Origin of the sequence: Moritella yayanosii (assembly GCF_900465055.1) — a bacterium.
GTDB lineage: Bacteria > Pseudomonadota > Gammaproteobacteria > Enterobacterales > Moritellaceae > Moritella > Moritella yayanosii.
Genome location: NZ_LS483250.1, coordinates 2303551 through 2324797 on the forward strand (window position 1 = coordinate 2303551; position 21247 = coordinate 2324797).

At 41.7% G+C, this 21247-nt stretch carries 21 protein-coding genes and 2 pseudogenes; 6 read left to right on the forward strand and 17 right to left on the reverse strand.

Annotated features, from left to right (window positions below; translation table 11 throughout):
- The first annotated feature begins 49 nt into the window (after positions 1-49).
- Positions 50-310 (forward strand): DUF6363 domain-containing protein, encoded by a 261-nt coding sequence (locus tag MORIYA_RS21610; protein ID WP_269461244.1) that lies wholly within the window; start codon positions 50-52, stop codon positions 308-310.
- Between the two features lie 58 nt (positions 311-368).
- On the opposite strand, the gene MORIYA_RS10610 is transcribed toward MORIYA_RS21610, so the two are convergent.
- The 3 genes from MORIYA_RS10610 to MORIYA_RS10620 form a co-directional block, all read right to left on the reverse strand.
- The gene (locus tag MORIYA_RS10610) at positions 369-635 is read right to left on the reverse strand and encodes a DUF5062 family protein (protein ID WP_006031210.1); all 267 of its coding nucleotides are present in this window, start codon (positions 633-635) and stop codon (positions 369-371) included.
- A 91-nt stretch (positions 636-726) separates the two neighbouring features.
- On the reverse strand, positions 727-1068 hold the full coding sequence (locus MORIYA_RS10615) for a hypothetical protein (RefSeq protein ID WP_112715052.1): 342 nt from the start codon (positions 1066-1068) through the stop codon (positions 727-729).
- A 257-nt stretch (positions 1069-1325) separates the two neighbouring features.
- Complete coding sequence (locus MORIYA_RS10620) at positions 1326-3368, reverse strand: NADPH-dependent 2,4-dienoyl-CoA reductase (protein ID WP_112715054.1); 2043 nt, start codon at positions 3366-3368, stop codon at positions 1326-1328.
- Positions 3369-3588: 220 nt separating this feature from the next.
- Between MORIYA_RS10620 and MORIYA_RS10630 the strand changes: the two genes are divergently transcribed.
- A complete protein-coding gene (locus MORIYA_RS10630) occupies positions 3589-4647 on the forward strand; it encodes an AraC family transcriptional regulator (protein WP_112715058.1) in 1059 nt (352 codons plus the stop codon).
- On the opposite strand, the gene MORIYA_RS10635 is transcribed toward MORIYA_RS10630, so the two are convergent.
- Positions 4628-5089, reverse strand: coding sequence for a tRNA-uridine aminocarboxypropyltransferase (locus MORIYA_RS10635; protein ID WP_112715060.1), 462 nt, complete (start codon positions 5087-5089; stop codon positions 4628-4630). The genes MORIYA_RS10630 and MORIYA_RS10635 overlap by 20 nt on opposite strands.
- A gap of 304 nt (positions 5090-5393) precedes the next feature.
- Between MORIYA_RS10635 and MORIYA_RS10640 the strand changes: the two are divergent.
- The 4 genes and pseudogenes from MORIYA_RS10640 to MORIYA_RS10655 form a co-directional block, all read left to right on the forward strand.
- Positions 5394-5564: pseudogene (locus MORIYA_RS10640) on the forward strand (GAF domain-containing protein); the annotation flags it as partial.
- A gap of 215 nt (positions 5565-5779) precedes the next feature.
- Positions 5780-7327, forward strand: coding sequence for an IS21 family transposase (gene istA, locus MORIYA_RS10645; protein WP_112712098.1), 1548 nt, complete (start codon positions 5780-5782; stop codon positions 7325-7327).
- A 10-nt stretch (positions 7328-7337) separates the two neighbouring features.
- Entirely contained in the window at positions 7338-8090 is a 753-nt protein-coding gene (gene istB, locus MORIYA_RS10650) for an IS21-like element helper ATPase IstB (protein ID WP_112712100.1), read from the forward strand.
- A 79-nt stretch (positions 8091-8169) separates the two neighbouring features.
- Positions 8170-8463, forward strand: a pseudogene (locus tag MORIYA_RS10655) (GAF domain-containing protein); the annotation flags it as partial.
- 31 nt (positions 8464-8494) lie between these two features.
- Here MORIYA_RS10655 and MORIYA_RS10660 read toward each other — a convergent pair.
- The 13 genes from MORIYA_RS10660 to dnaQ all read right to left on the reverse strand — a co-directional run bounded on the left by MORIYA_RS10660 (position 8495) and on the right by dnaQ (position 21206).
- Positions 8495-8893 carry a flavodoxin family protein gene (locus MORIYA_RS10660; RefSeq protein ID WP_232011601.1) on the reverse strand — a complete coding sequence of 133 codons (399 nt, stop codon included), beginning with the start codon at positions 8891-8893 and terminating at the stop codon, positions 8495-8497.
- Complete coding sequence (locus MORIYA_RS21370; protein ID WP_232011602.1) at positions 8838-9077, reverse strand: hypothetical protein; 240 nt, start codon at positions 9075-9077, stop codon at positions 8838-8840. The genes MORIYA_RS10660 and MORIYA_RS21370 overlap by 56 nt, the downstream gene beginning before the upstream one ends.
- 228 nt (positions 9078-9305) lie before the next feature.
- Entirely contained in the window at positions 9306-10778 is a 1473-nt protein-coding gene (gene der, locus MORIYA_RS10665) for a ribosome biogenesis GTPase Der (RefSeq protein WP_112715062.1), read from the reverse strand.
- A gap of 110 nt (positions 10779-10888) precedes the next feature.
- Positions 10889-12079 (reverse strand): outer membrane protein assembly factor BamB, encoded by a 1191-nt coding sequence (bamB, locus tag MORIYA_RS10670; RefSeq protein ID WP_112715064.1) that lies wholly within the window; start codon positions 12077-12079, stop codon positions 10889-10891.
- Complete coding sequence (locus MORIYA_RS10675; protein WP_112715066.1) at positions 12069-12740, reverse strand: YfgM family protein; 672 nt, start codon at positions 12738-12740, stop codon at positions 12069-12071. Before MORIYA_RS10675 ends, bamB begins: the two co-directional genes overlap by 11 nt.
- Before the next feature lie 52 nt (positions 12741-12792).
- Positions 12793-14073, reverse strand: coding sequence for a histidine--tRNA ligase (gene hisS / locus MORIYA_RS10680; protein ID WP_112715068.1), 1281 nt, complete (start codon positions 14071-14073; stop codon positions 12793-12795).
- A 124-nt stretch (positions 14074-14197) separates the two neighbouring features.
- Positions 14198-15316, reverse strand: a complete 1119-nt coding sequence (gene ispG / locus MORIYA_RS10685; RefSeq protein WP_112715070.1) for a flavodoxin-dependent (E)-4-hydroxy-3-methylbut-2-enyl-diphosphate synthase — start codon at positions 15314-15316, stop codon at positions 14198-14200.
- A gap of 16 nt (positions 15317-15332) precedes the next feature.
- The gene (locus tag MORIYA_RS10690) at positions 15333-16271 is read right to left on the reverse strand and encodes a RodZ domain-containing protein (RefSeq protein WP_112715072.1); all 939 of its coding nucleotides are present in this window, start codon (positions 16269-16271) and stop codon (positions 15333-15335) included.
- The gene (gene pilW / locus MORIYA_RS10695) at positions 16261-17031 is read right to left on the reverse strand and encodes a type IV pilus biogenesis/stability protein PilW (protein WP_112715073.1); all 771 of its coding nucleotides are present in this window, start codon (positions 17029-17031) and stop codon (positions 16261-16263) included. Before pilW ends, MORIYA_RS10690 begins: the two co-directional genes overlap by 11 nt.
- Before the next feature lie 24 nt (positions 17032-17055).
- A complete protein-coding gene (locus tag MORIYA_RS10700) occupies positions 17056-18171 on the reverse strand; it encodes a bifunctional tRNA (adenosine(37)-C2)-methyltransferase TrmG/ribosomal RNA large subunit methyltransferase RlmN (protein WP_112715075.1) in 1116 nt (371 codons plus the stop codon).
- Positions 18172-18530: 359 nt separating this feature from the next.
- Positions 18531-18956 carry a nucleoside-diphosphate kinase gene (ndk, locus tag MORIYA_RS10705; protein WP_112715077.1) on the reverse strand — a complete coding sequence of 142 codons (426 nt, stop codon included), beginning with the start codon at positions 18954-18956 and terminating at the stop codon, positions 18531-18533.
- 161 nt (positions 18957-19117) lie between these two features.
- On the reverse strand, positions 19118-20455 hold the full coding sequence (locus tag MORIYA_RS10710; RefSeq protein WP_112715079.1) for a TIGR03503 family protein: 1338 nt from the start codon (positions 20453-20455) through the stop codon (positions 19118-19120).
- 13 nt (positions 20456-20468) lie between these two features.
- The gene (dnaQ, locus tag MORIYA_RS10715) at positions 20469-21206 is read right to left on the reverse strand and encodes a DNA polymerase III subunit epsilon (RefSeq protein ID WP_112715081.1); all 738 of its coding nucleotides are present in this window, start codon (positions 21204-21206) and stop codon (positions 20469-20471) included.
- Between the last annotated feature and the right edge of the window lie 41 nt (positions 21207-21247).

The window sequence follows — 21247 nt, forward strand, 5'->3', positions numbered from 1 at the left end:
ATAAAATTCACCTGCTTACAGCCTACACCATAATCAACAGCGCGAAAGGGTGAGGCGGTGTCCATTCCATTGCTTACTTACCTACTGGGTTAGGCACGATACCGTACTCACCAAGCTGCTTGATAATTACAGCAAAGAATACAACAGCACTTGCGAGTTTATGCGAAATCCACCAGCAGGTATCCATATTATCGAAATAGCACCGGATGAAGAACTACAAACACCCACCTTAACGCGTCAAGTTAACACGCTCGAAGGCGATTATAATGCAGGTATTAAGGCCGCGACGTTATTCTTACAGCGTCATTAAGCGTCCATGAAAATGGGCTGAACACGTTCTATAACGTATTCAACCCAACATCGAACTATTATTCGCCGGTAAGTAAAGGGTGGTCAGCCGGTAATTTTCGAGAGATCCAAATAGCTAATTTATGTTTAATATTGAGGGTGCTTTCTTGATCTTTAGCCAGCGGCTGCATCAGCTTATCAAACACTAACGCTTTATAAATATATTGCGCTTTAACGTCTTCTGGATCAGTCGTTGTAAATGTACTACCACGTTGCTGTAAGTACTGAGTACCTAATGCGATCGCAGCTTTAAATAATTTCTTTTCATTTTTCAGTTTAGCCATCATTTCCTCTTCACATCACAGACCATTAATCTCGCTGAGTACACACTGTTATAGCACGATTAAGACAGAATGAATGTGACATTTAAATTATAAATCAGGTTTTAATTGACTGATATTTTCCAACATCAATAAGTGGATGTGCTTCCATCGCATAAATGTCATTATACTCATGCTCAATCAGCAAGCCAAAATGTGCCGAGAGTAAGCCGATATCTTGTAGTGACAAGTCTTCAAGTGACCAGACGGGTGTTGCATAATCACAAATATAATAACCTTGTAATTGCGCACTAGGATTTTCAACGATCATAAGGCGATCGATGGCATAACACTCATCAATACCAGGCACAGACAAGCAGGCTTTATCTGCTATGAGTAATACACTAAATGTCACTTTAGAATCAGGTAGTTCCAATAAATAACATAATTTTCTGGGCATTCTTACACTCATCATAAAAGTTAAATTTAGACTTCAAGACTAGAGTAAATTTGCACGACCGCACTGATATTAAGTGAAATAATTTAATTTTTAGCCACGCCAAAATGCGGATATAATATACACATTAAGATCACAAGCCTGAGCTGACTATGCTAATAAAGTAACTTAAAACATGCTATCGGCAATAAGCTCAGAAACTATCGTCAAAATAGTCTCTCGCGGTGGCTTGGGTAACATGCCTTTCTTTCATATATGGGCTAAATCGCCGCGGCTAACTCAGAACCTTGTTTGATCGCACGTTTGGCATCCAATTCAGCTGCAACATCAGCCCCTCCAATCAGGTGCACTTGTTGCTCAGCAGCCACCAATTGCGCTTGTAGCTCGCGCAATGGGTCTTGACCAGCACAGATAATGATATTATCAACATTCAATACCTGAGGCTCCCCAGCGACCAGAATATGCAATCCCTGATCATCAACTTTAACGTACTCAACACTGTTTATCATTGCTACTTTTTTACTCGCCAGACCCGCTCTATGCACCCAGCCAGAGGTTTTACCTAACCCAGCACCAACCTTACTGGCTTTGCGTTGTAATAAATAAATCTCACGTGCGGCAGCCGGTTTTTCAGCTGGCATTAAACCACCGCGATTTTGCATGGTTAAATCAACCCCCCATTCTCGCATGAAGGTATCAATATCCAGACTGGCGGTTGGCGCTGTTGACTGATGATCATGAGCAAGGTATTCCGCGACATCAAAACCAATGCCACCAGCACCAATAATGGCCACTTTACTACCGACCGGTTTTTTATCTCGTAACACATCAAGATAAGACAATACTTTGCGATGACCAATACCCTCAATAGCAGGTGTACGCGGGGCAATACCGGTCGCTAATACCACATCATCAAAACCGTTAGCGATAAGCTCATCGGCAGACACGCGCTTATTCAACATAATTTCTACGCCAAGCTTCGTCATCATCGTAGTGAAGTAACGTAACGTCTCAAAAAACTCTTCTTTACCCGGTACTTGTTTGGCAACATTAAACTGCCCACCCAATTCAGACTTATCATCAAAAATAGTGACCTTATGTCCGCGCTGCGCAGCGACGGTTGCAAACGCTAATCCCGCAGGACCAGCACCAACCACTGCAATACGTTTGCTCACCGGTGATTTCAGATAAATCAGTTCCGTTTCACGGCACGCACGCGGGTTAACCAAACAAGAGGTGAGTTTCATACTAAAGGTATGATCTAGGCATGCTTGGTTACAACCAATACACGTATTGATCTCGTCACTCTTGCCTGCAGCAGCTTTATTCACAAATTCAGGATCGGCTAAGAATGGACGCGCCATCGATACCATGTCAGCATGCCCTTGCGCGAGTACTGACTCTGCGATCTCGGGGGTGTTAATGCGGTTTGTGGTGATCAACGGGATCGATACTTCGCCTTTCAATTTTGCGGTCACTTTGGTAAATGCTGCTCTTGGCACTTTCGTGACAATCGTTGGTATCCGCGCTTCGTGCCAGCCGATACCGGTATTAATGATGGTTGCACCCGCTTTCTCAATGGCTTTTGCCAACGCCACGACTTCTTGCCAAGTACTGCCTTTCTCAATCAGATCTAACATCGACAAACGATAAATAATAATAAAATTAGTGCCGACCTTTTCGCGTACCTGTCTGACAATCTCAACCGGAAACCGGATACGGTTTTCAAAACTGCCACCCCATTCATCATCTCGCTGATTGGTGTGCTCAACAATAAACTGGTTAATCAAATAACCTTCCGACCCCATGATCTCAACACCATCATAATTCGCTGATTGTGCAAGTCTGGCACAGTTAACAAACGCTGCGACCTGTTGATAGACCTCTTCCGTGGTTAGCGCTCGTGGACGTGCAGGGTTAATCGGGGCTTGGATTGCTGATGGCGCGACAGGTTGTTTGCTATACGCATAACGACCCGCGTGTAAAATCTGCATACAAATTTTACCACCCGCAGCATGCACGGCGGCAGTGACCTCTTTATGCGCTTCAGCTTCTTCAACGGTATCCATTTTTGAACCACCTTGAAACACCGCACCTTCAGGATTAGGTCCGATACCGCCAGTCACAATCAGGCCAACACCACCCGCTGCACGTTCGGCGAAGTAAGCCGCCATACGAGTAAAACCATTGCTGACTTCTTCAAGTCCAGTATGCATGGATCCCATTAATACCCGGTTTTTTAACTGGGTAAAACCCAGATCGAGTGGTGTTAATAAATTTGGATAATTATTTTGTGCTGACATGGTTCACCCCATTGCTTTGGCTATTTGGTTCAGAGTTTATTATTTTTATATTATTAAAAGATTTATTAGTTCTTATTTTTGTTAAAAATTTATTGATTGTTATTTTGTTAAAAGTAGCGTTAAAGCACGACGGATACAATGCTCATGATATACAATTAACTATCTTTAGTTAGCAAAGATGAATTCTTGGCTAGCATGTGTGATGACAGATAGGGATTCAATGACAGGCACCGTAGATTCAAAAGTAAGTTTAGGGGATATTTCGGTTAACTTTTTGCAGCAAATGAGTTTAACCAGTAATAAGCTCGATTGCGATATCAACCCTATTTTAGCCAAATACAATGTCTCCATCGCGCAGCTTAGTGCCCATCATGGGCGCTTATCTATTCCCAAATATATGCGCATAGGTTTTGAGTTAATTCAACAAACGGGGCGCGAAGATTTAGGCTTACTGATGGGCGAAAATGTCTGCTTTCAACATTATGGTATGCTGGGATTTGCCTGTATGTCGGCCATTAATATTAGCACCATGGCACAAGTACTCGCCCAATATGAAAGTTTGTTAAGTCAAAATGTACGGGGTCATTCCACGTTTATCACAACGCCAGAGCCGACCCTGACCTTTTATTCAATAGCCCCGTATAATCCGTATAATTATTTTGTGGTTGATTCTGTGTTAGCCAGTTGGTTCACCTTATTGACCTCTCGAGCCATGTACTTAACCCAGCCGGTCAGTATTGTTAAAGCGGTGCATATTGAATACCCAGAGCCAAAGAACAGCGAGCGCTATCATGCATTTTTCCAATGCCCGGTTATGTTTAATTCCACATTTAATGGTCTAGTATTAAATAGCCAGCATATCCAGACGCCATTACCCGATGCCTGCATGAGCAGTTATCTGCAAGCACAACAGTTATGTCAAAATGAACTACAACTGCTGCAACAAAATCAGGATTGGCAAACTAAGGTTATTGAAAAAGTCAGTCATAATTTGGTCGGTAACATGCCTGATATTAATCAAGTAGCTGAACTACTGGGGACATCAGCCTGGACATTAAGACGCCGCTTATACAAAGAAAATACTAACTATCAAAGTATCATGGATACCACCAGAAAAGGTCTGGCATTGAGTTATGTCCGCGATACCCTGCTTACCTTCAGTGAAATATCGTATTTATTGGGTTTTTCCACTCCGGCGGCATTTTATAAAGCCTTTCGACGTTGGACGGAAAGCACCCCAAAGAATTACCGACATACATTTATAAACAAGCGCGAATAAATGCCTTAAACTCTAATACCAGCTGCTCGGCTTCCGCATCGCGTTGTTGCAGACGTAATAGCTCGATCACACACTCAACGGTACTGAGTCCACCTTCGAGTTGGTTGGCACGTAAAATAAATTCTGACGCTTGCTTCGCATTCAAGGTAATCTTAGGTAAATCTTGCAAATACTCGCTTTGACGATACATCTTACGCGCTTCTTGCCAGGTACTATCAAGTAATACCAGGCCGTCAAAATCATCTATGTTATGTTCATATTCTGCATCTGGCGCAAGAATGGCCACCCGACCGGATTTGATCGCCGTTAACAATTGACTATCGGGTTCTTTACGACGCCAAGGCACAACACTTGTTTCATCGGGGAGAAACTGTTGAACTAATTTGCCAGTATTACTGCGGCGCGAGAACTCTCTCTCGTGGGTAACTAAGTATATGTGCATGAATTTCTAACTTCAGTCGATAAAACAGGATAAATATTAAGTAAGAGGTAAAGTAACCGCTATCTTCATCGCCTACACTAAGTCTTAACTAAGCTGTAAGTATGACGAGGATCTACTATGTTCACATTGAGTAAACACATCATCAGTAAATTACACTATATCTTATCACTGTTTTTTCGTCCTAACGAACCTGCTCAAACCAATATAACCTTTATGACCATATAACCTTCAGATAAGATACACATTACTATCATCGATAAGATGCGTCTTACACTTTAATCTTATCTATTCATCAAGGGAATACATGTCTAAGATCCAACTTTATCAGCGTCTTGCCCAACAAGCTGACGCTTTAATGGCTGAAGAAACCCATTTAATTGCCAATTTAGCTAACCTAAGTGCGTTATTATTTATGGAACTAGAAGATATTAATTGGGTAGGATTTTATCTTTACGAGAATAACGAGTTAGTATTAGTGCATATTAACCACCATGGAGATCACCTAATAACATCGATGGAGATCACCCAATAACCTCAATCAAGATCAGCTAATAACATTCATGAAGATCACTTTTACCCTGAAATGTTATTGAGTGATCTCCATGAATGTTATTGGACAAACTTGCTTTTTTCACTGCCCTGTAGGTGTATTTAACCGTTATTCTGTTCATTTTGATGAAGGGAATGACTATGCCAACGGCACCTATATCTATGCGTAAATTAAAAGAGATCCTTAGACTCAAATACGGTTGTTCACTGAGCCATCGTCAAGTCGCTAAAAGTTTATCTATCTCCCCCTCAGTGGTATCTCGTTATGCCAATCGAGCAGCCCAAATGGGGATCACCTCATGGCCGTTATCTGAGGAATGGGATGATGTGACTCTTCATCAAAAATTTCTGCACACTACCGTCAAAACCAATCCCCAAATCACCACCCCAGATTGGTCGGTGATCCATCAAGAACTCAAGCCAAAAACAATGACTCTGCAATTACTATGGGAAGAATACAGAGAACGAAATAACAATAAATTCTATAGTTACAATCACTTCTGCCGGCTATATAAGAAATGGCTTGGTTGTCAAAAACCATCGATGCGACAACAGCATAAGGCGGGTGAAAAACTATTTATTGATTACTGTGGGCCGACGATGAACATTATTGATCCTACAACCGGTGAAATTAAAACGGCACAAATTTTTGTTGCCGTGATGGGTGCCTCTAATTACACCTATGCAGAAGCCACGTGGACCCAAGGTCTAGAAAATTGGGTGATGAGCCACGCTCGCTGTTTCACCTTTTTAGGCGGTGTTCCTGAGCTCTTGATCCCAGACAACTTAAAAAGCGGTACAACCAGATCGTGTCGCTATGATCCCGATATTAACCCGACGTATTCACAGATGGCTGCGCATTATAATACGGTCATCGTGCCGGCTCGCCCTTATAAACCCAAGGATAAAGCCAAAGCTGAAGTGGCTGTACAGATCGTAGAGCGCTGGATCATGGCCGCATTGAGGCATGAAGACTTTTTTTCTTTGCGACAATTAAATATCCGGATCGAAGAATTGCTACTTGAACTCAATCAACGGGCCATGAAAGTGCATCCTGGTACGCGTCATTCACAATTTATTGCCATTGATAAGCCAGAATTGAAACCCTTACCCCTTGAACCGTATATCTATACCCAAGTGAAAATGGTGACTGTACATATCGACTATCACATTGATATAGAAAAGCATTATTACTCTGTACCGCATTCACTGATAAAGAAAAAACTCGAAGCGCATATTACCGGTGAACTCGTCACAGTATACCATCAGGGAGAGTGTGTAGCGGTGCATCCTCGTTCTCACAAGATTGGTGGACACAGCACGCTTGATGCTCATATGCCTGTTTCACATCGAAAACAAGGGGAATGGTCACCGCAACGATTTGAGAAATGGGCGCAAGATATTGGCCCAAAAACAGAAGAGCTCGTCACTCTGTTAATGCAAGAAAGGCCACATCCTGAGCAAGCTTACCGCGTTTGCTTAGGATTGCTTGCGCTAGGTAAACAATACACAACACCGCGCTTAGAGGCTGCATGTGGACGCGCTTTACATACAGGAATAAGAAGATTAGCGGGTATCAAATCTATTCTTAAAAAAGGCCTAGATAACCAACCACTACCTGAACAACAGTTAGATCTATTAGCAGAAATAGAGCACAACAATGTGCGTGGCAATACGTATTATCATTAAGGGAAATGGAATGAAAACAATTTATAATCAACTGACTACGCTTGGTTTGTCCGGCATCAAAGACGCCCTCACATTACAGACGGAACAGCCGACGCATTACCGAGAACTCGCGTTCGAAGAAAGGCTAAGCTTACTGCTTGATAATGAGCTTAACGCACGTTCACAACGTAAAATAGCGCGCTTAACACGGCAAGCTAAATTCAGAGTTCATGCTGGCATAGAGCAGTTAGATTATCGTGCCAAGCGCAACCTGAATAAGTCACAGATCCGAACCTTGGCGCAGGGCGAGTGGTTGCGATTACATCAAAATATATTGATCACCGGGGCAACAGGGTGTGGCAAAACATACCTTGCCTGTGCCTTCGGGCATCAGCATTGCCAACAAGGGCAAAGCGTATTTTATTTTAGGCTGAAAGAACTACTCGAAAAAATGTTTTTTGCACAGGCTGACGGAACCTATCGAAAACTGATAGGAAAGTTAACCAATGCAGATTTACTGATCTTGGATGATTGGGGACTGGAGCCATTAAATGCACAGCAACGAAGCGATTTACTTGAACTGATTGATGCCCGATATGACAGTAAATCGACTTTAATTGCCAGTCAATTACCGCAAGAACATTGGTACAAAATGATCGGAGAATCGACGCATGCTGATGCAATTCTGGACCGACTGGTACATGGCTCGATAAAGATAGAATTAGAGGGCGAATCAATGCGAAAAATGACCAATAACTTGACTGATGGAGATCACTCAGTATAAATTAAACCTAGCTCTACAGACGGAGAAAAAAGTGATCTCCATGAATGTTATTGAGCGATCTCCTTCATGTTAATACGCATTAGGTCCATTCCAAGGCCAACCTGCATGTATCCGCATTCCAGTAGGGCGTGGTGTGTGTGGCACCGCAGCAAGTACATTACAAACTCAATTAGTGACAGATGTACATGACTTCCCAGGCCATATTGCCTGTGATGCCGCCAGCAACTCGGAGGTTGTGGTACCGATTGTGATTAATGATAAATTAATCGGCGTACTGGATATCGATAGTCCAAGTATTGGCCGATTTGATAATGATGACGTAGTCGGCGCAGAATTACTGGTTAGCCAACTTGTGAAGCGTTTAACCGCCTGATAACTTTATTTACTGCGCAGTAAATAAAACATCATGATAAGGCCTGTAGCTGAGAAGCACAGGTTTTGGTGATCATTGCAATACGACGCCCTAAGTACTTCGCAGTATCCAGATCACTGCGGTGCACTTCACCTTCCGGATTATGCCCAACGACACCTAACTGACATCCGAGACGATTTAGCCCCACGCTGTTATAACCACCAGCAATATCGAGCCCAATCCATAACATGCCATGCTGACTTGCCAATGTCGCCATATATTGCACCGTATTGGCCTGATCACCGTTAAGACAACTACCAACGGTAAAACCACCGGCAAATTTATTACGCCATTGTTGGCTATCCCAACGCTCACTTGTCGCATCGGCAAACGCTTTAAACTGAGCAGATCCCCCCCCCCATATAGGTTGGCGAACCAAATATAATAGCATCGGCGTTATCCAATAAGCACATCAGCTCATCGTTATCAAAACGACCTTCAAATAAATCCCAGGCCTGCACCTGACATTCAATGGCCTTTACGTCTTCAACGGTGTTGATACCCATTATCACTTCACGAGCAAGCGATTGAGTTGAACCAGACTCCGAAAAATACACCACTGCAACTATGGTCAAATCAAACCTCTCATGCTATCCATATTGATTACCCATATCCCTATTCGATACCCAGCTAGCCGTGTACATAACACTTTGAAGTAACTTGGATATACAAATAGTAACAGTCTTTACGTTAAGGTATATACTTTAACAACGAGAATATAACTAAAGCTTACCTTTCACTGATTTACAAGCATAAAAAAAGGCCTGTAAAAACAGACCTTTCATCAATAATAACCGAGGTTATTATTTTTTACTCTTGTAATGCGACATCATACGACGGCGTTTTTTCTGTTGCGATAATGATAACTTATTTTTCTTATCTGCAAACGGATTATCACTGTCACGGAATTCAACTTTAATCGGCGTGCCCATGATTTTTAATGAACGACGGAAGTAGTTAATCAAGTAACGACGGTATGAATCCGATAGTTTGGTTACTTGGTTACCATGCACAACGATCAGTGGCGGATTGTAACCACCCGCATGCGCATAACGCAGCTTAACACGACGTCCTGCATACATTGGCGGCTGATGATCATCAACGGCCATACGTACGATACGCGTTAGCATAGACGTTGATACACGCTTAGTTGATGAATCGAATGCTTCTGTAATCGATTCAAATAAGTTACCAACACCCGTACCGTGCAATGCTGAGATGAAATGGATACGTGCAAAGTCAATGAAACCTAAGCGACGATCTAATTCAGATTTAATGCGATCTTTCACGCCAGCATCTAAACCATCCCATTTATTGATGGCAATCACAATCGAACGGCCTGAGTTAATCGCAAAACCTAATAACGTGAGATCTTGTGAGGTAACACCAACACGCGCATCAAATATCATCAATACCACGTTAGCATCATCAATGGCTTGTAATGCTTTAACAATCGAGAACTTCTCAACGACTTCATTGATATTTTTACGACGACGTACACCAGCAGTATCGATAAGCATGTAGTTACGACCATTACGCTCCATCGGAATGTAGATGCTGTCACGGGTAGTTCCCGGCATATCATAAACAACAACACGTTCTTCACCTAAAATACGGTTAACCAATGTTGATTTACCTACGTTAGGGCAACCAATCATTGCTAGTTTGATGGGTAAACGCGCGTAATCTTCCGCAGTTTGCTCATTTTCCTCTTCTTCAGGTAATAACTCACCATTTACAAAAGGGTCAGCGTCTGAGAATTCTTCTTCATCTTCAGCACCAGCCACTTCAACGTGTGCTAATGCTTCTTCAATAAGAATGTTAATGCCGCGTCCCTGCGATGCAGCAATTTGGTAAATATCACCAAGTGCAAGCGCATAGAATTCAGCAACAGCAACATCGCCATCGAGGCCATCTACTTTGTTGGCAACAAGAAATACTTTCTTCTGTTGTTTACGTAAATGTTCGGCAATTGCTTGATCAGCTACCATTAGGCCTGCTCGAGCATCTACCATAAATAATACGGCATCCGCTTCTTCAATCGCAAGTAACGACTGATCAGCCATTTTTGCATCAATCCCTTCTTCATCACCATTAATACCACCGGTATCAACTACGATAAACTCACGACCAGCTAAGTTAGCTTGTCCATATTTACGGTCACGAGTTAACCCTGGGAAATCGGCAACAAGTGCGTCCCGGGTACGAGTTAAGCGGTTGAACAATGTTGATTTACCAACATTAGGGCGTCCAACCAATGCAATTACAGGGGTCATAGTTAACCTCAGCCTCAATACGGCTATAGTAAAATAAAGTCACTTATTTAAAAGGACAAAATGCGCCTCTCGGCGCAATAAATTAGGTTGATGGTATTCTATCTCATCGGTTAAATTGGTTTTTTTACCGCAACCAAGTCACCACTACGGCTTTGAACATAGAGATATTCATCTGAGTTCAAGGCTTTAGAAAATAATCCATCACTATCAATTAATTTTTGTGCAACTAACTTGCCGGTTTTTCGGTCTAGCCAGTGCAGATAACCTTCTTTGTCGCCGACAACAATATTATTGCCCGAGACAATTGGTGCGGTGACACCACGTAACGCTAAACGATTCTGTGACCATAAGGTCAAGCCATTACGACGATCGATGGCATGAATACGACCTTCAGTATCGGTTAAAAACAGTTCAAAGCCGGCAACGGTAAGATCTTTTACCGATGCATATGCACGCTTCCAAAGTACCTTACCAGTACGCAGTTCAATCGCCATTAACTCACCGTTAAACGCGGAGGTATAAACCTCAGTACCACGAGCAACCGCTTGGCCATTAACATCAACTAAACGGTCAATGTCATTGGCGCCTTTTGGCTTAGCAACATTCACTTCCCAGATCAATCGACCATTAGCGAGATAGACGGCGGCTAGTTTACCATCACTGCGACCATAAATCGCTGCTCCGTTGGTGGTGATTGGCGAATTATTACCACGTAACGTCAACGCCGGTAATTCTGAACTTTGGATCCAACGCTGCTCACCGGTCTGAACGTCAAAGGCAATCAAGCTACCATTGCCAGTCTGGATGATAACCAGACCTTCATCAACCACTGGACTTGCGATCACTTCACCGTCAGTTTCAACTTGCCAGAGTACTTCGCCCGTATTCTCGTTTAATGCAAACAATATCGCATTTTCACTACCGACAAAGATCATGCCATAACCTGCAGCAATACCGCCAGAAAGCAGTGCATTATCGCTGTCATCAAAACGGTTAAAAACATCTTGCTCAGACAAATCTTGAGACCAAATTTCATTACCTGAAATAGGATCTAGCGCTTTCACTACACCAGAACGACTTGCGGCAAAAAGTTGATCATTTACAAGTAAGGTTCGCGTCTGTGAGTAATACTCGCCAACACCTGAACCAATGCTCTTACGCCATTCAATTTCTGGCGTGAATTCAGCTTGGATCACCGGCAGTGGTGAATACACATCCTCATCATCGCTGAATAAAGAACACCCTTGTAAAAAAACTAAAAGAACCGCAGCTGTTGTTAGTGTTCTCAGCTTATTGGTCATTCAACTCTCCCGCGATTGCAGCATCCAGATCATCTGCCACGTTGGCAATAGCAAGGTCATCAAGTTTTAATTGTAACAGCTGTGTATTGGCACCAACTCCCATTAATGCTGTTTCATAAGCACTACGCGCTGCATTTAAATCACCCTGTAGTACATAGATATCACCTTTTATTTCTGCTTTTTTACTAGCAAAGGTATCTAGAGTTATGTTATCCAGTGTCGCCTGTGCTGCATCAAAATTCTCTAACTGCGCTTGAACTCGTGCTAGACGAATCTTAGCAATCGGCAAAATACTAGCTTGATTACTGTTTGTCGCTATCCAGCTAAGTTGCGTTTCAGCTTCAGCAAAATCTTGTTTTTTCACCGCTTCAGCGGCAAGTTGTAATGCTATTAGTGTTGCGTAAGCATTACCACTATTGGCATCGATAAACGTCTGAGTGGTCGCCTTTGCTGCTAGTCCATTTTCAGATAATTCAGTCACCACAGTATCATAAGCTGCTGATAGTTCTTCTTGTGCTGCTAACTGGCTATCGTTGTAATAACGAAAACCCACTAAGCCCGCTAGGCCTAGTACTGTGCCAAAAATAACCGCATTACCATGGGACTTCCACCATGATTTCAGCGCTTCAACTTGTTGTTCTTCAGTAGCGTAACCTTCCACGTCTCACCCTTAATTTTTAAACACCATTAATCAGTATTGCTTAATTGTGGCTTTACTTGCTTAATAGCGTTGTTAATTTATTTACTAACTCAGTAACTGCGATAGTTTGCTGCTGTGTCTTACCAGTCAGATCTTTCACCGTCACTTGTTGGTTTTCGATTTCGTCGCTGCCCAGAATAAGTGCTACTTTAGCGCCATTTTGATCAGCTCGTTTAAGTTGTTTCTTAAAGTTACCGCCGCCGTTATGCATCATAAATTTCACCTTCGGCATTTGATCGCGTAACTGCTCTGCTAATAACATACCGTGTATATCAGCGCCTTCGCCTAATGCCGCAATATAAACATCAACAGCGCCAGCAATATCAGACGTTAACTCTAAGGTTTCTAATAATAAGACTAAACGTTCAATACCCAGTGCAAAACCAACTGCAGGTGTTGCTTTACCACCCAACTGTTCAACTAAGCCATCATAACGACCGCCGCCACACACAGTGCCTTGCGCACCTAAGCTTTCTGTTACCCACTCAAATACAGTGTAGTTATAATAATCAAGGCCACGTACTAAACGATGATTGATTTGATAGTTAACGCCTGCGCTATCTAACATCTTACATAGACCATCGAAATGCGCTTTAGTTTCTTCGCCGTAGTAATCCGCTAAGCTTGGTGCATCGTTAAGCAATGCTTGCACATTTGGATTCTTACTATCGAGTACCCGCAATGGATTGGTGTACATACGTCGTTGGCTTTCTTCATCAAGCTGGTCTTTAAAACCTTCTAAGAAGCTAATTAATGCTTCTTTATGTGCACTACGCTCTGCAGCTGAACCCAGAGAGTTCAGCTGCAGTGTCAGGTGTTGCTCAATACCCAGTAGTTTCCACAGGCGTACTGTTAATAAAATAATTTCCGCATCAGTATCTGCGCCTTTAAGACCAAAAATTTCGACACCAAATTGGTGGAATTGACGATAGCGCCCTTTTTGTGGACGTTCATAACGGAACATCGGACCGATGTACCACATACGACGCTCTTGGTTATATAACAAACCATTTTGAATACCAGCACGCACTGTTGAAGCTGTGCCTTCAGGGCGTAATGTTAGGCTGTCACCGTTACGATCATCAAACGTGTACATTTCTTTTTCGACAACGTCTGTTACTTCGCCGATCGCGCGCTTGAATAAATTCGTAGATTCAACGATAGGCATACGAATTTCAGAGTAGCCATAGGCTGCAACAGTATCACGTAATATTGATTCTACTTTTTGCCATACCGGCGTTTGTTCTGGTAAGCAATCATTCATGCCACGAATTGCTTGGATTGGTTTAGCCACGGTCACTCTCGAAAATTAAAAAAGACATATGACCCCAGATTATAAGGCGTTTCTACGTCGAGGTAAAATATTCAAAGGTGTTAGTAGGATATTTATCCTAATTTCAACACCTTTACTGGAAAAATTACGATCCTGCGTCCGTTACTATGATATTTTCAGGTGCCATCATCGCGGCTTTTGCTCGAATTTTAGCCTCAAGCTGATCGATTATATCGTTATTATCAAAACGTTCTTTCTGACGTTTGCCATCGAGGTAATAACCGCTCTTATTACTGCCTCCGGTGACACCGATATGTACAGCTTCCGCTTCACCAGGGCCGTTTACCACGCAACCTATAATAGACACGTCCATTGGGATAATAATATCCTCTAAACGCTCTTCAAGTGCATTCACGGTACTGATCACATCAAACTCTTGACGAGAACAGGTCGGGCAAGCAATAAAGTTAATACCACGACTACGGATACGTAATGATTTTAAAATATCAAAACCAACACGTACTTCTTCAACAGGATCTGCTGCTAATGATATACGAATTGTATCACCGATGCCTTCGGCTAATAACATGCCAAGGCCAACGGCTGACTTAACCGCACCACTTCTGAAACCACCCGCTTCAGTTATACCTAAATGCAATGGTTGTTCGATCAATTTTGCTAATTGGCGGTAAGATTCCACCGCAAGGAACACGTCCGATGCTTTTACACTGACTTTAAATTGATCAAAGTTCAAGCGGTCCAGAATATCAACGTGACGCATTGCTGATTCAACCAACGCAGCAGCTGTCGGCTCACCATATTTCTCTTGGATCTCACGCTCTAATGAACCACCGTTAACACCAATACGAATTGGAATATTCATGTCTTTGGCACAATCAACCACAGAGCGGATACGACTTTCATTACCGATATTTCCGGGATTGATACGCAAGCAATCAACGCCGTATTCAGCGACTTTAAGTGCAATACGGTAGTCAAAGTGAATATCAGCCACCAGTGGCACATCAACTTGTTGTTTAATTAGTTTGAATGCTTCTGCGGCATCCATGGTCGGCACGGAAACTCGCACAATATCAGCACCAACGGCTTCTAATGCTTTAATCTGAGCAACGGTTGCAGCAACATCCGTCGTCAACGTATTTGTCATTGACTGTACTGCAATCGGTGCATTGCCACCCACGGGTACCTTACCAACCATGATCTGTTTTGAATGGCGGCGAATAATTGGACTTTCCTGATGCATATTTATAACTCGTTAATTAAGCTTCAAAAGGTACTTTAAATTTAGCAAGTTTACCTTGTTTAAAGGTTGATAAATCGACTGGCTTACCTGCATAACTCATTATTACATACTCTGGTGCGCCAAGTTTAATTGATAATGGTGCTAAACCTTGTAATGAAATTGACTGACCGGCTTTTCTCACACCCGTCGACAGTGTTTTGCCGTTTTTATCTTTAACTTGTACCCAACAATCCCCGGCGAAGGTCAGCACCAATGACTGAGCAATAATAGCCGGTTTATTATCCGGAGTATTTGTGACGACAGATGGTGCCAATACTTCTGCTGGAACGACCTCTAATAATGGCGGTGCGAGAACATCTAATGCTGGAGTCTGCGCAGCGGTACTATCAAGCTCAGTGCTATCAAACTCAGCACTTTCAGCAACAACGGAAGGGGCTTGCTCTTCAATAACCGCCACGGCACCAACTGACTCTATCGGTTGTGTGGTGGTGGGCTCGGGCACAACAACGTCAACGTCATCACCACGTAATCCCCAAATTAAAAATACCGCTAGCATAAAGCCAATAATACCGTAACTCACCAGCATTAAACGGTTATCGTGTGCTTCCAATTTAGTTCTGCGGGAAAAACTCTGCAATTCAGCTTGTTGTTCACATGCTACATTTTGGCTATCATAAGCAGCAATGATTTCATCTTCAGATATTTTAAGATAACGAGCATAACAACGAATGTAGCCACGCATGAATGTAGATGATATTTTTTTATCAGCAACACTTTGTTCAATATTGTTGATAACAGACGATTTAAGGTGAATATGATTACAGACCTCTTGCACACTGATACCGGATGCAACTCTTGCATCCTGCAACATTTGGCCTGCAGTCACCACCGCGATATTGTCCTGCAATTCAGCAGTTTTATTAGGATCTTTTAAGGTTTCTAAATCAATAGTCATTTGTAATATATTTTTGTGTTTGGAACGCTAATGGAAATTGAGCTAATAATTGCCGACTATATACTTCAGCGACGGCCGAATTATTCAGTTTTTCTGCAATATTAAAACCCAACCAAATACTACGTGCGGTTGCTTTACTGATGGATTCATATTTAGTTAATTGTTGTTTAGCCACCGCATAATCAGCCAGTTTATAGTGTAATTCTGCAATAGATAACCGTACGTCTAAATTTTTCGGTTCATATGCGAGAGATGACTGTAAATACTTTAATGCACGGGTATTATTACCTTGCTCATGCGCACAGCGCCCCGCATTTTCATAACTATTCGCAATTTGGTTATAACTCGGCGACGCGATTGCGGTTAAAAACTCAGTTTCAGCTTCATCAAATCGCGCAAGTCCACATAGAAACACACCAAAGTTATTATGAATATTACCATCATCTGGCGCCAGATCGAGCGCATATAAATAGGCTTTTTCAGCTTGCTGATGCTCTTTTACTTTCTGATAGTAATATGCAAAAGCTAAATAAATATTCGCATCGTCAGGCGTATAACGACTGGCTTTATCCAGATTTATTTTCGCCTTTTGATAATTTTCAATTTCAATATACTTAAGCGCTAAGGTGAGTCGACTTCTGGACGCTGCAATTTTATCAACAGAGTTATCAGTCAAGCCAGCACTGGTTTCAATGTAACTTTGTGTGCTACAGCCAACTAGTGCCGTTATTATTAATCCTACTACAGCGAAACGTTTCATGCCTAAATCCATCTAGTCAAAGTATTAATCAGCCATCTTGACTGAAATCGCTTCACCTTGCATCCGTTTTTTTAATGTTCTTTTCGTTCTGTCGATTACATCACCCACTAATTGACCGCAAGCAGCATCAATATCATCACCACGGGTTTTACGAATTGTCACCGTATTTTCGTATTCCATCAGCACTTTATTAAAGCGATCGATACGACTATTACTAGGTTTAGCATAGTCACTGCCTGGGAACGGATTAAATGGGATCAAGTTGATTTTACACGGTGTATCTTTTAATAAATGCGCTAATTCATGGGCTTGATCAGTTGAATCATTCACGTGATCAAGTAATACATACTCAATCGTTACTTTTTTACGATTGGCATTTGATTTACTAATATAGTTTTTAACGGATGCTAATAACATTTCAATATTATACTTTTTATTGATCGGGACAAGCTCGTCACGTAATGTATCATTCGATGCATGCAATGAAATAGCCAATGCTACATCAATTGAATCGGCTAATTTATCTAACGCAGGAACCACACCAGAAGTAGATACAGTAACTCGACGTTTTGATAAACCAAAACCATAATCATCTAACATTATGTTCAATGCCGGGACCAAGTTTGTCATGTTAAGCAGTGGTTCACCCATGCCCATCATCACCACATTGGTGATTGCACGTTTTTTATTATTAAAACCAATAACTTGTGTTGCACGCCATACTTGACCAATGATTTCTGATACACGCAGGTTTCGGTTAAAACCTTGTTGGGCCGTCGAGCAGAATGTACATTCTAGTGCACAACCAACTTGTGACGATACACAAAGTGTTGCACGGTCGCCATCGGGAATATAAACCGTTTCATATTCTTGACCATCGACTTTTAGAGCCCATTTAATTGTACCATCAGCACTGCGCTGTTCTTTACTGATTTCAGGCGCTGAAATAATAGTTTCACGTAATAATTTCTCACGTAATTTTTTATTCAAGTTGGTCATTTCATTAATGTCATCACAGCCTTCATGATAGATCCATTTCATCACTTGATCGGCACGGAATGGTTTTTCACCAATGTCAGCGAAAAATTGGCGCATCGCTTTGCGATCTAAGTCTAATAGATTAATTTTTTTATTACTCATGAAGTGAGCCTCTGTCATTTATTTTATTCGGTTTGAAACAATTTAAGACTCAATTTTAAACCATACTTTAAGCATGGTTGGATAAAAAAGACGATACTAAAATTGAGGTTTCAGGGCGCGAGATTGTACAAAGTTTAACGCCTAGACGCTAGCGCATTAGTCGAATTAAACAAAATAATTTATTAACCGTTATTTTCAATAACAACGAATCGAGTGAGATAACAAATAATTAAGGCTGAATATCAGGGTTTAAAGAGGAACAGCATAGAATGTGGCGATGGAAAATAAAATCATAAAACCGGGCAGTAAATTAATCACGCATCACTACGCAACGACTTACAACCCGTTACACTAACTCATTAACGTGGGCATACTTCGTTTTCAGTAAAGAAATAAGCAATTTCACGTGCAGCTGATTCCTCACTATCAGAACCATGTACCGCATTCAAACGCATGCTCTCAGCATAGTCACAACGTAACGTGCCCGCGGCTGCATTTTCAGGGTTAGTCGCCCCCATTAACTCACGGTAGAAAGTGATCGCATTATCACCTTCTAATACTTGCACCATGATCGGACCTGACGTCATAAATTCCATCAATGGTTCGAAGAATACTTTGCCTTCATGTTCTGCATAAAAACCTTCCGCTTGTTCACGGGTAAGGTGAAGCATTTTTGCTGCAACAACATTTAAACCACTTGCTTCAATACGAGAGTAAATAGCACCAATTAAATTTTTTCTTACTGCATCAGGCTTAACAATAGAAAATGTGCGTTGAATCGCCATAATTTTTAACCTTAATTTGAGAAGTTGACTATTTAACATCGACTTTAATTGCATTACAATTTTTAAACAAGTGTTAATCGCGAAACGACTCTTTAATAACGTGTAATGCGAACCTTAACCTGCACAAATCAGTTACATTGCCTAATTGTTTAAATATCAGACTATTTATCCAGTGAATTAAGATCCAAATCAGTTATCATGCTCTGTTTATCTGTCGATTCAGCTGGCAATGGTGATGCGATATCATCACCTATTGGGGTTGATATCGCTTTTTCAAATTTACGTTTTTGCCAAAACTTAATACTAAATAATACTGCCACCGCTAAACAGACCAACAAGATCAAACCGCCAATGGCCCACAATAATAAATCCCTGTCGCTCTCTGAATCCTCGAACATATCCATTGCGATCTCTGTCGTGTCTGCCTGAGAGGCTATGGCAGCAGGAATCAGAGCACTCTCAATAACAATCGGTCTTGGTATCACAAATGCTTCTGAAGGCATGTGAATGGTAATCTCACGTCCTGCTGTTGTGGTCGCAAACAACTCTAATTCAATACTATAACGACCAAACTCAGCCGGTCGTTCAAAAGAATAAATTTGTTCTGTCATCCCTGCTTTACCATAAATGATAAAGTCATTACTCTTACCATGATGAACAGACTCGAGACGACCTTTAATAACAATACTCTCGGGCTTTAATTCGTCAATATCATAAGTCAGTTTTAACTGCGGGTCGCCATCCATCAGTAAGGGTAACATCTGCGTCTTTATTGGTTTTGGGAACAGAACAATGTCTTGATTAAAATGACGACTAAAAGCATTGTTTGTTACTGCCACCTCAAATTTATACTTACCCGTCGCTAAATCAAGTTGCAAATAGGCCGTAAAAAGCCCGTCTTCAGGCACTTCATCAAAAAATACACCTTTATCATTAAACTTCGCCAACTCTTGAGAGGTAAAGCTAAAATTCTCATCTTCTGTGCGATTATAACCATAAGCAGTAACAATCAGTTCGGTATCGCGTAAATACGTGGCGTTAAGGCGCTTTTGCAAATGTAATAATTCACCCGTGATTTTTAAACGTTCGCCACTATATAATTGAATAGGCAAACGGTTGACTTGCAGTTGTACGTCTGACAATAATTGAATTCGGTTATCTCCTTGGATCTTACCTAATGCTTGCCAGGGTCCAGGCATCGGATTATCAATCGTGATAATGTCATGCTCTTCGCCTTCAATCCAATGAACGCGATCAGACGTATCCCAAATATAAACTTTACTGCCGTCAGGACGCACTAAGATCACCGCTTTAGAAAAACGTTCACGCGCAATAATAAAGGTGATTTGCTCAATGCCATAATCAACCCGAAAACGATTATCTAACAACTTAATATCATGTGTCTGATAAACATTAGCCTGATAGACACTTTTAGCGGATGTAACAGTGCTGATAGCAACAGCACTAATTAATACCAGTAACAACCAAATATTACGCATGTTTGTCCTTATCTTAGTGTACTTGCCACAACGCATCACCAACGATACCAAGTCGTTCATCATGCGCTTTCAGTTCATCAACTGTTGCTTTCACCACTGTCAATGGCGCTCGGCTTGCTGCAACACGGCGAATCCCCCCCCCTTGCGAATTAGCGCTATCTTGCGATAAATTCAACTTAGTTTGGCCACCTGTCATAAACAGATAAACGTCAGCTAAGATCTCCGCATCGAGTAATGCGCCATGCAGGGTACGGTGTGAATTATCAATACCATAACGAGTACATAGCACGTCTAAGTTATTTCGTTTACCTGGGAAAAGTTTCTTAGCAATCGCTAATGTATCGGTAATCTTACAAATTTCTTTAGTTTCAGGCAGACCTTTATTCAGTAATCTAAATTCATGGTCTAGGAAGTTAATATCAAACGAAGCGTTGTGTGCAACTAACTCAGCACCATTAATAAAGGCGATAAATTCATCTGCGATCGTTGCGAAACTGGGTTTGTCTTGCAAAAATTCATCGGTAATACCGTGTACGGCGATCGCCTCAGGATCAACCAAACGGTCTGGCTTGATATAAACATGATATGTACGTCCCGTCGGTCGACGATTGATCAACTCAATACAACCAATTTCAATCACACGGTGGCCAATGTGTACACCTCCTGCGCCAGTATTCATACCGGTTGTTTCAGTATCAAAAACGATTATACGACCAGCGCCCTGTATTAACTCTGCATTATCCAACGACATAAATATCACCACCTAAATTAAACAATCGCTATTCTAATATG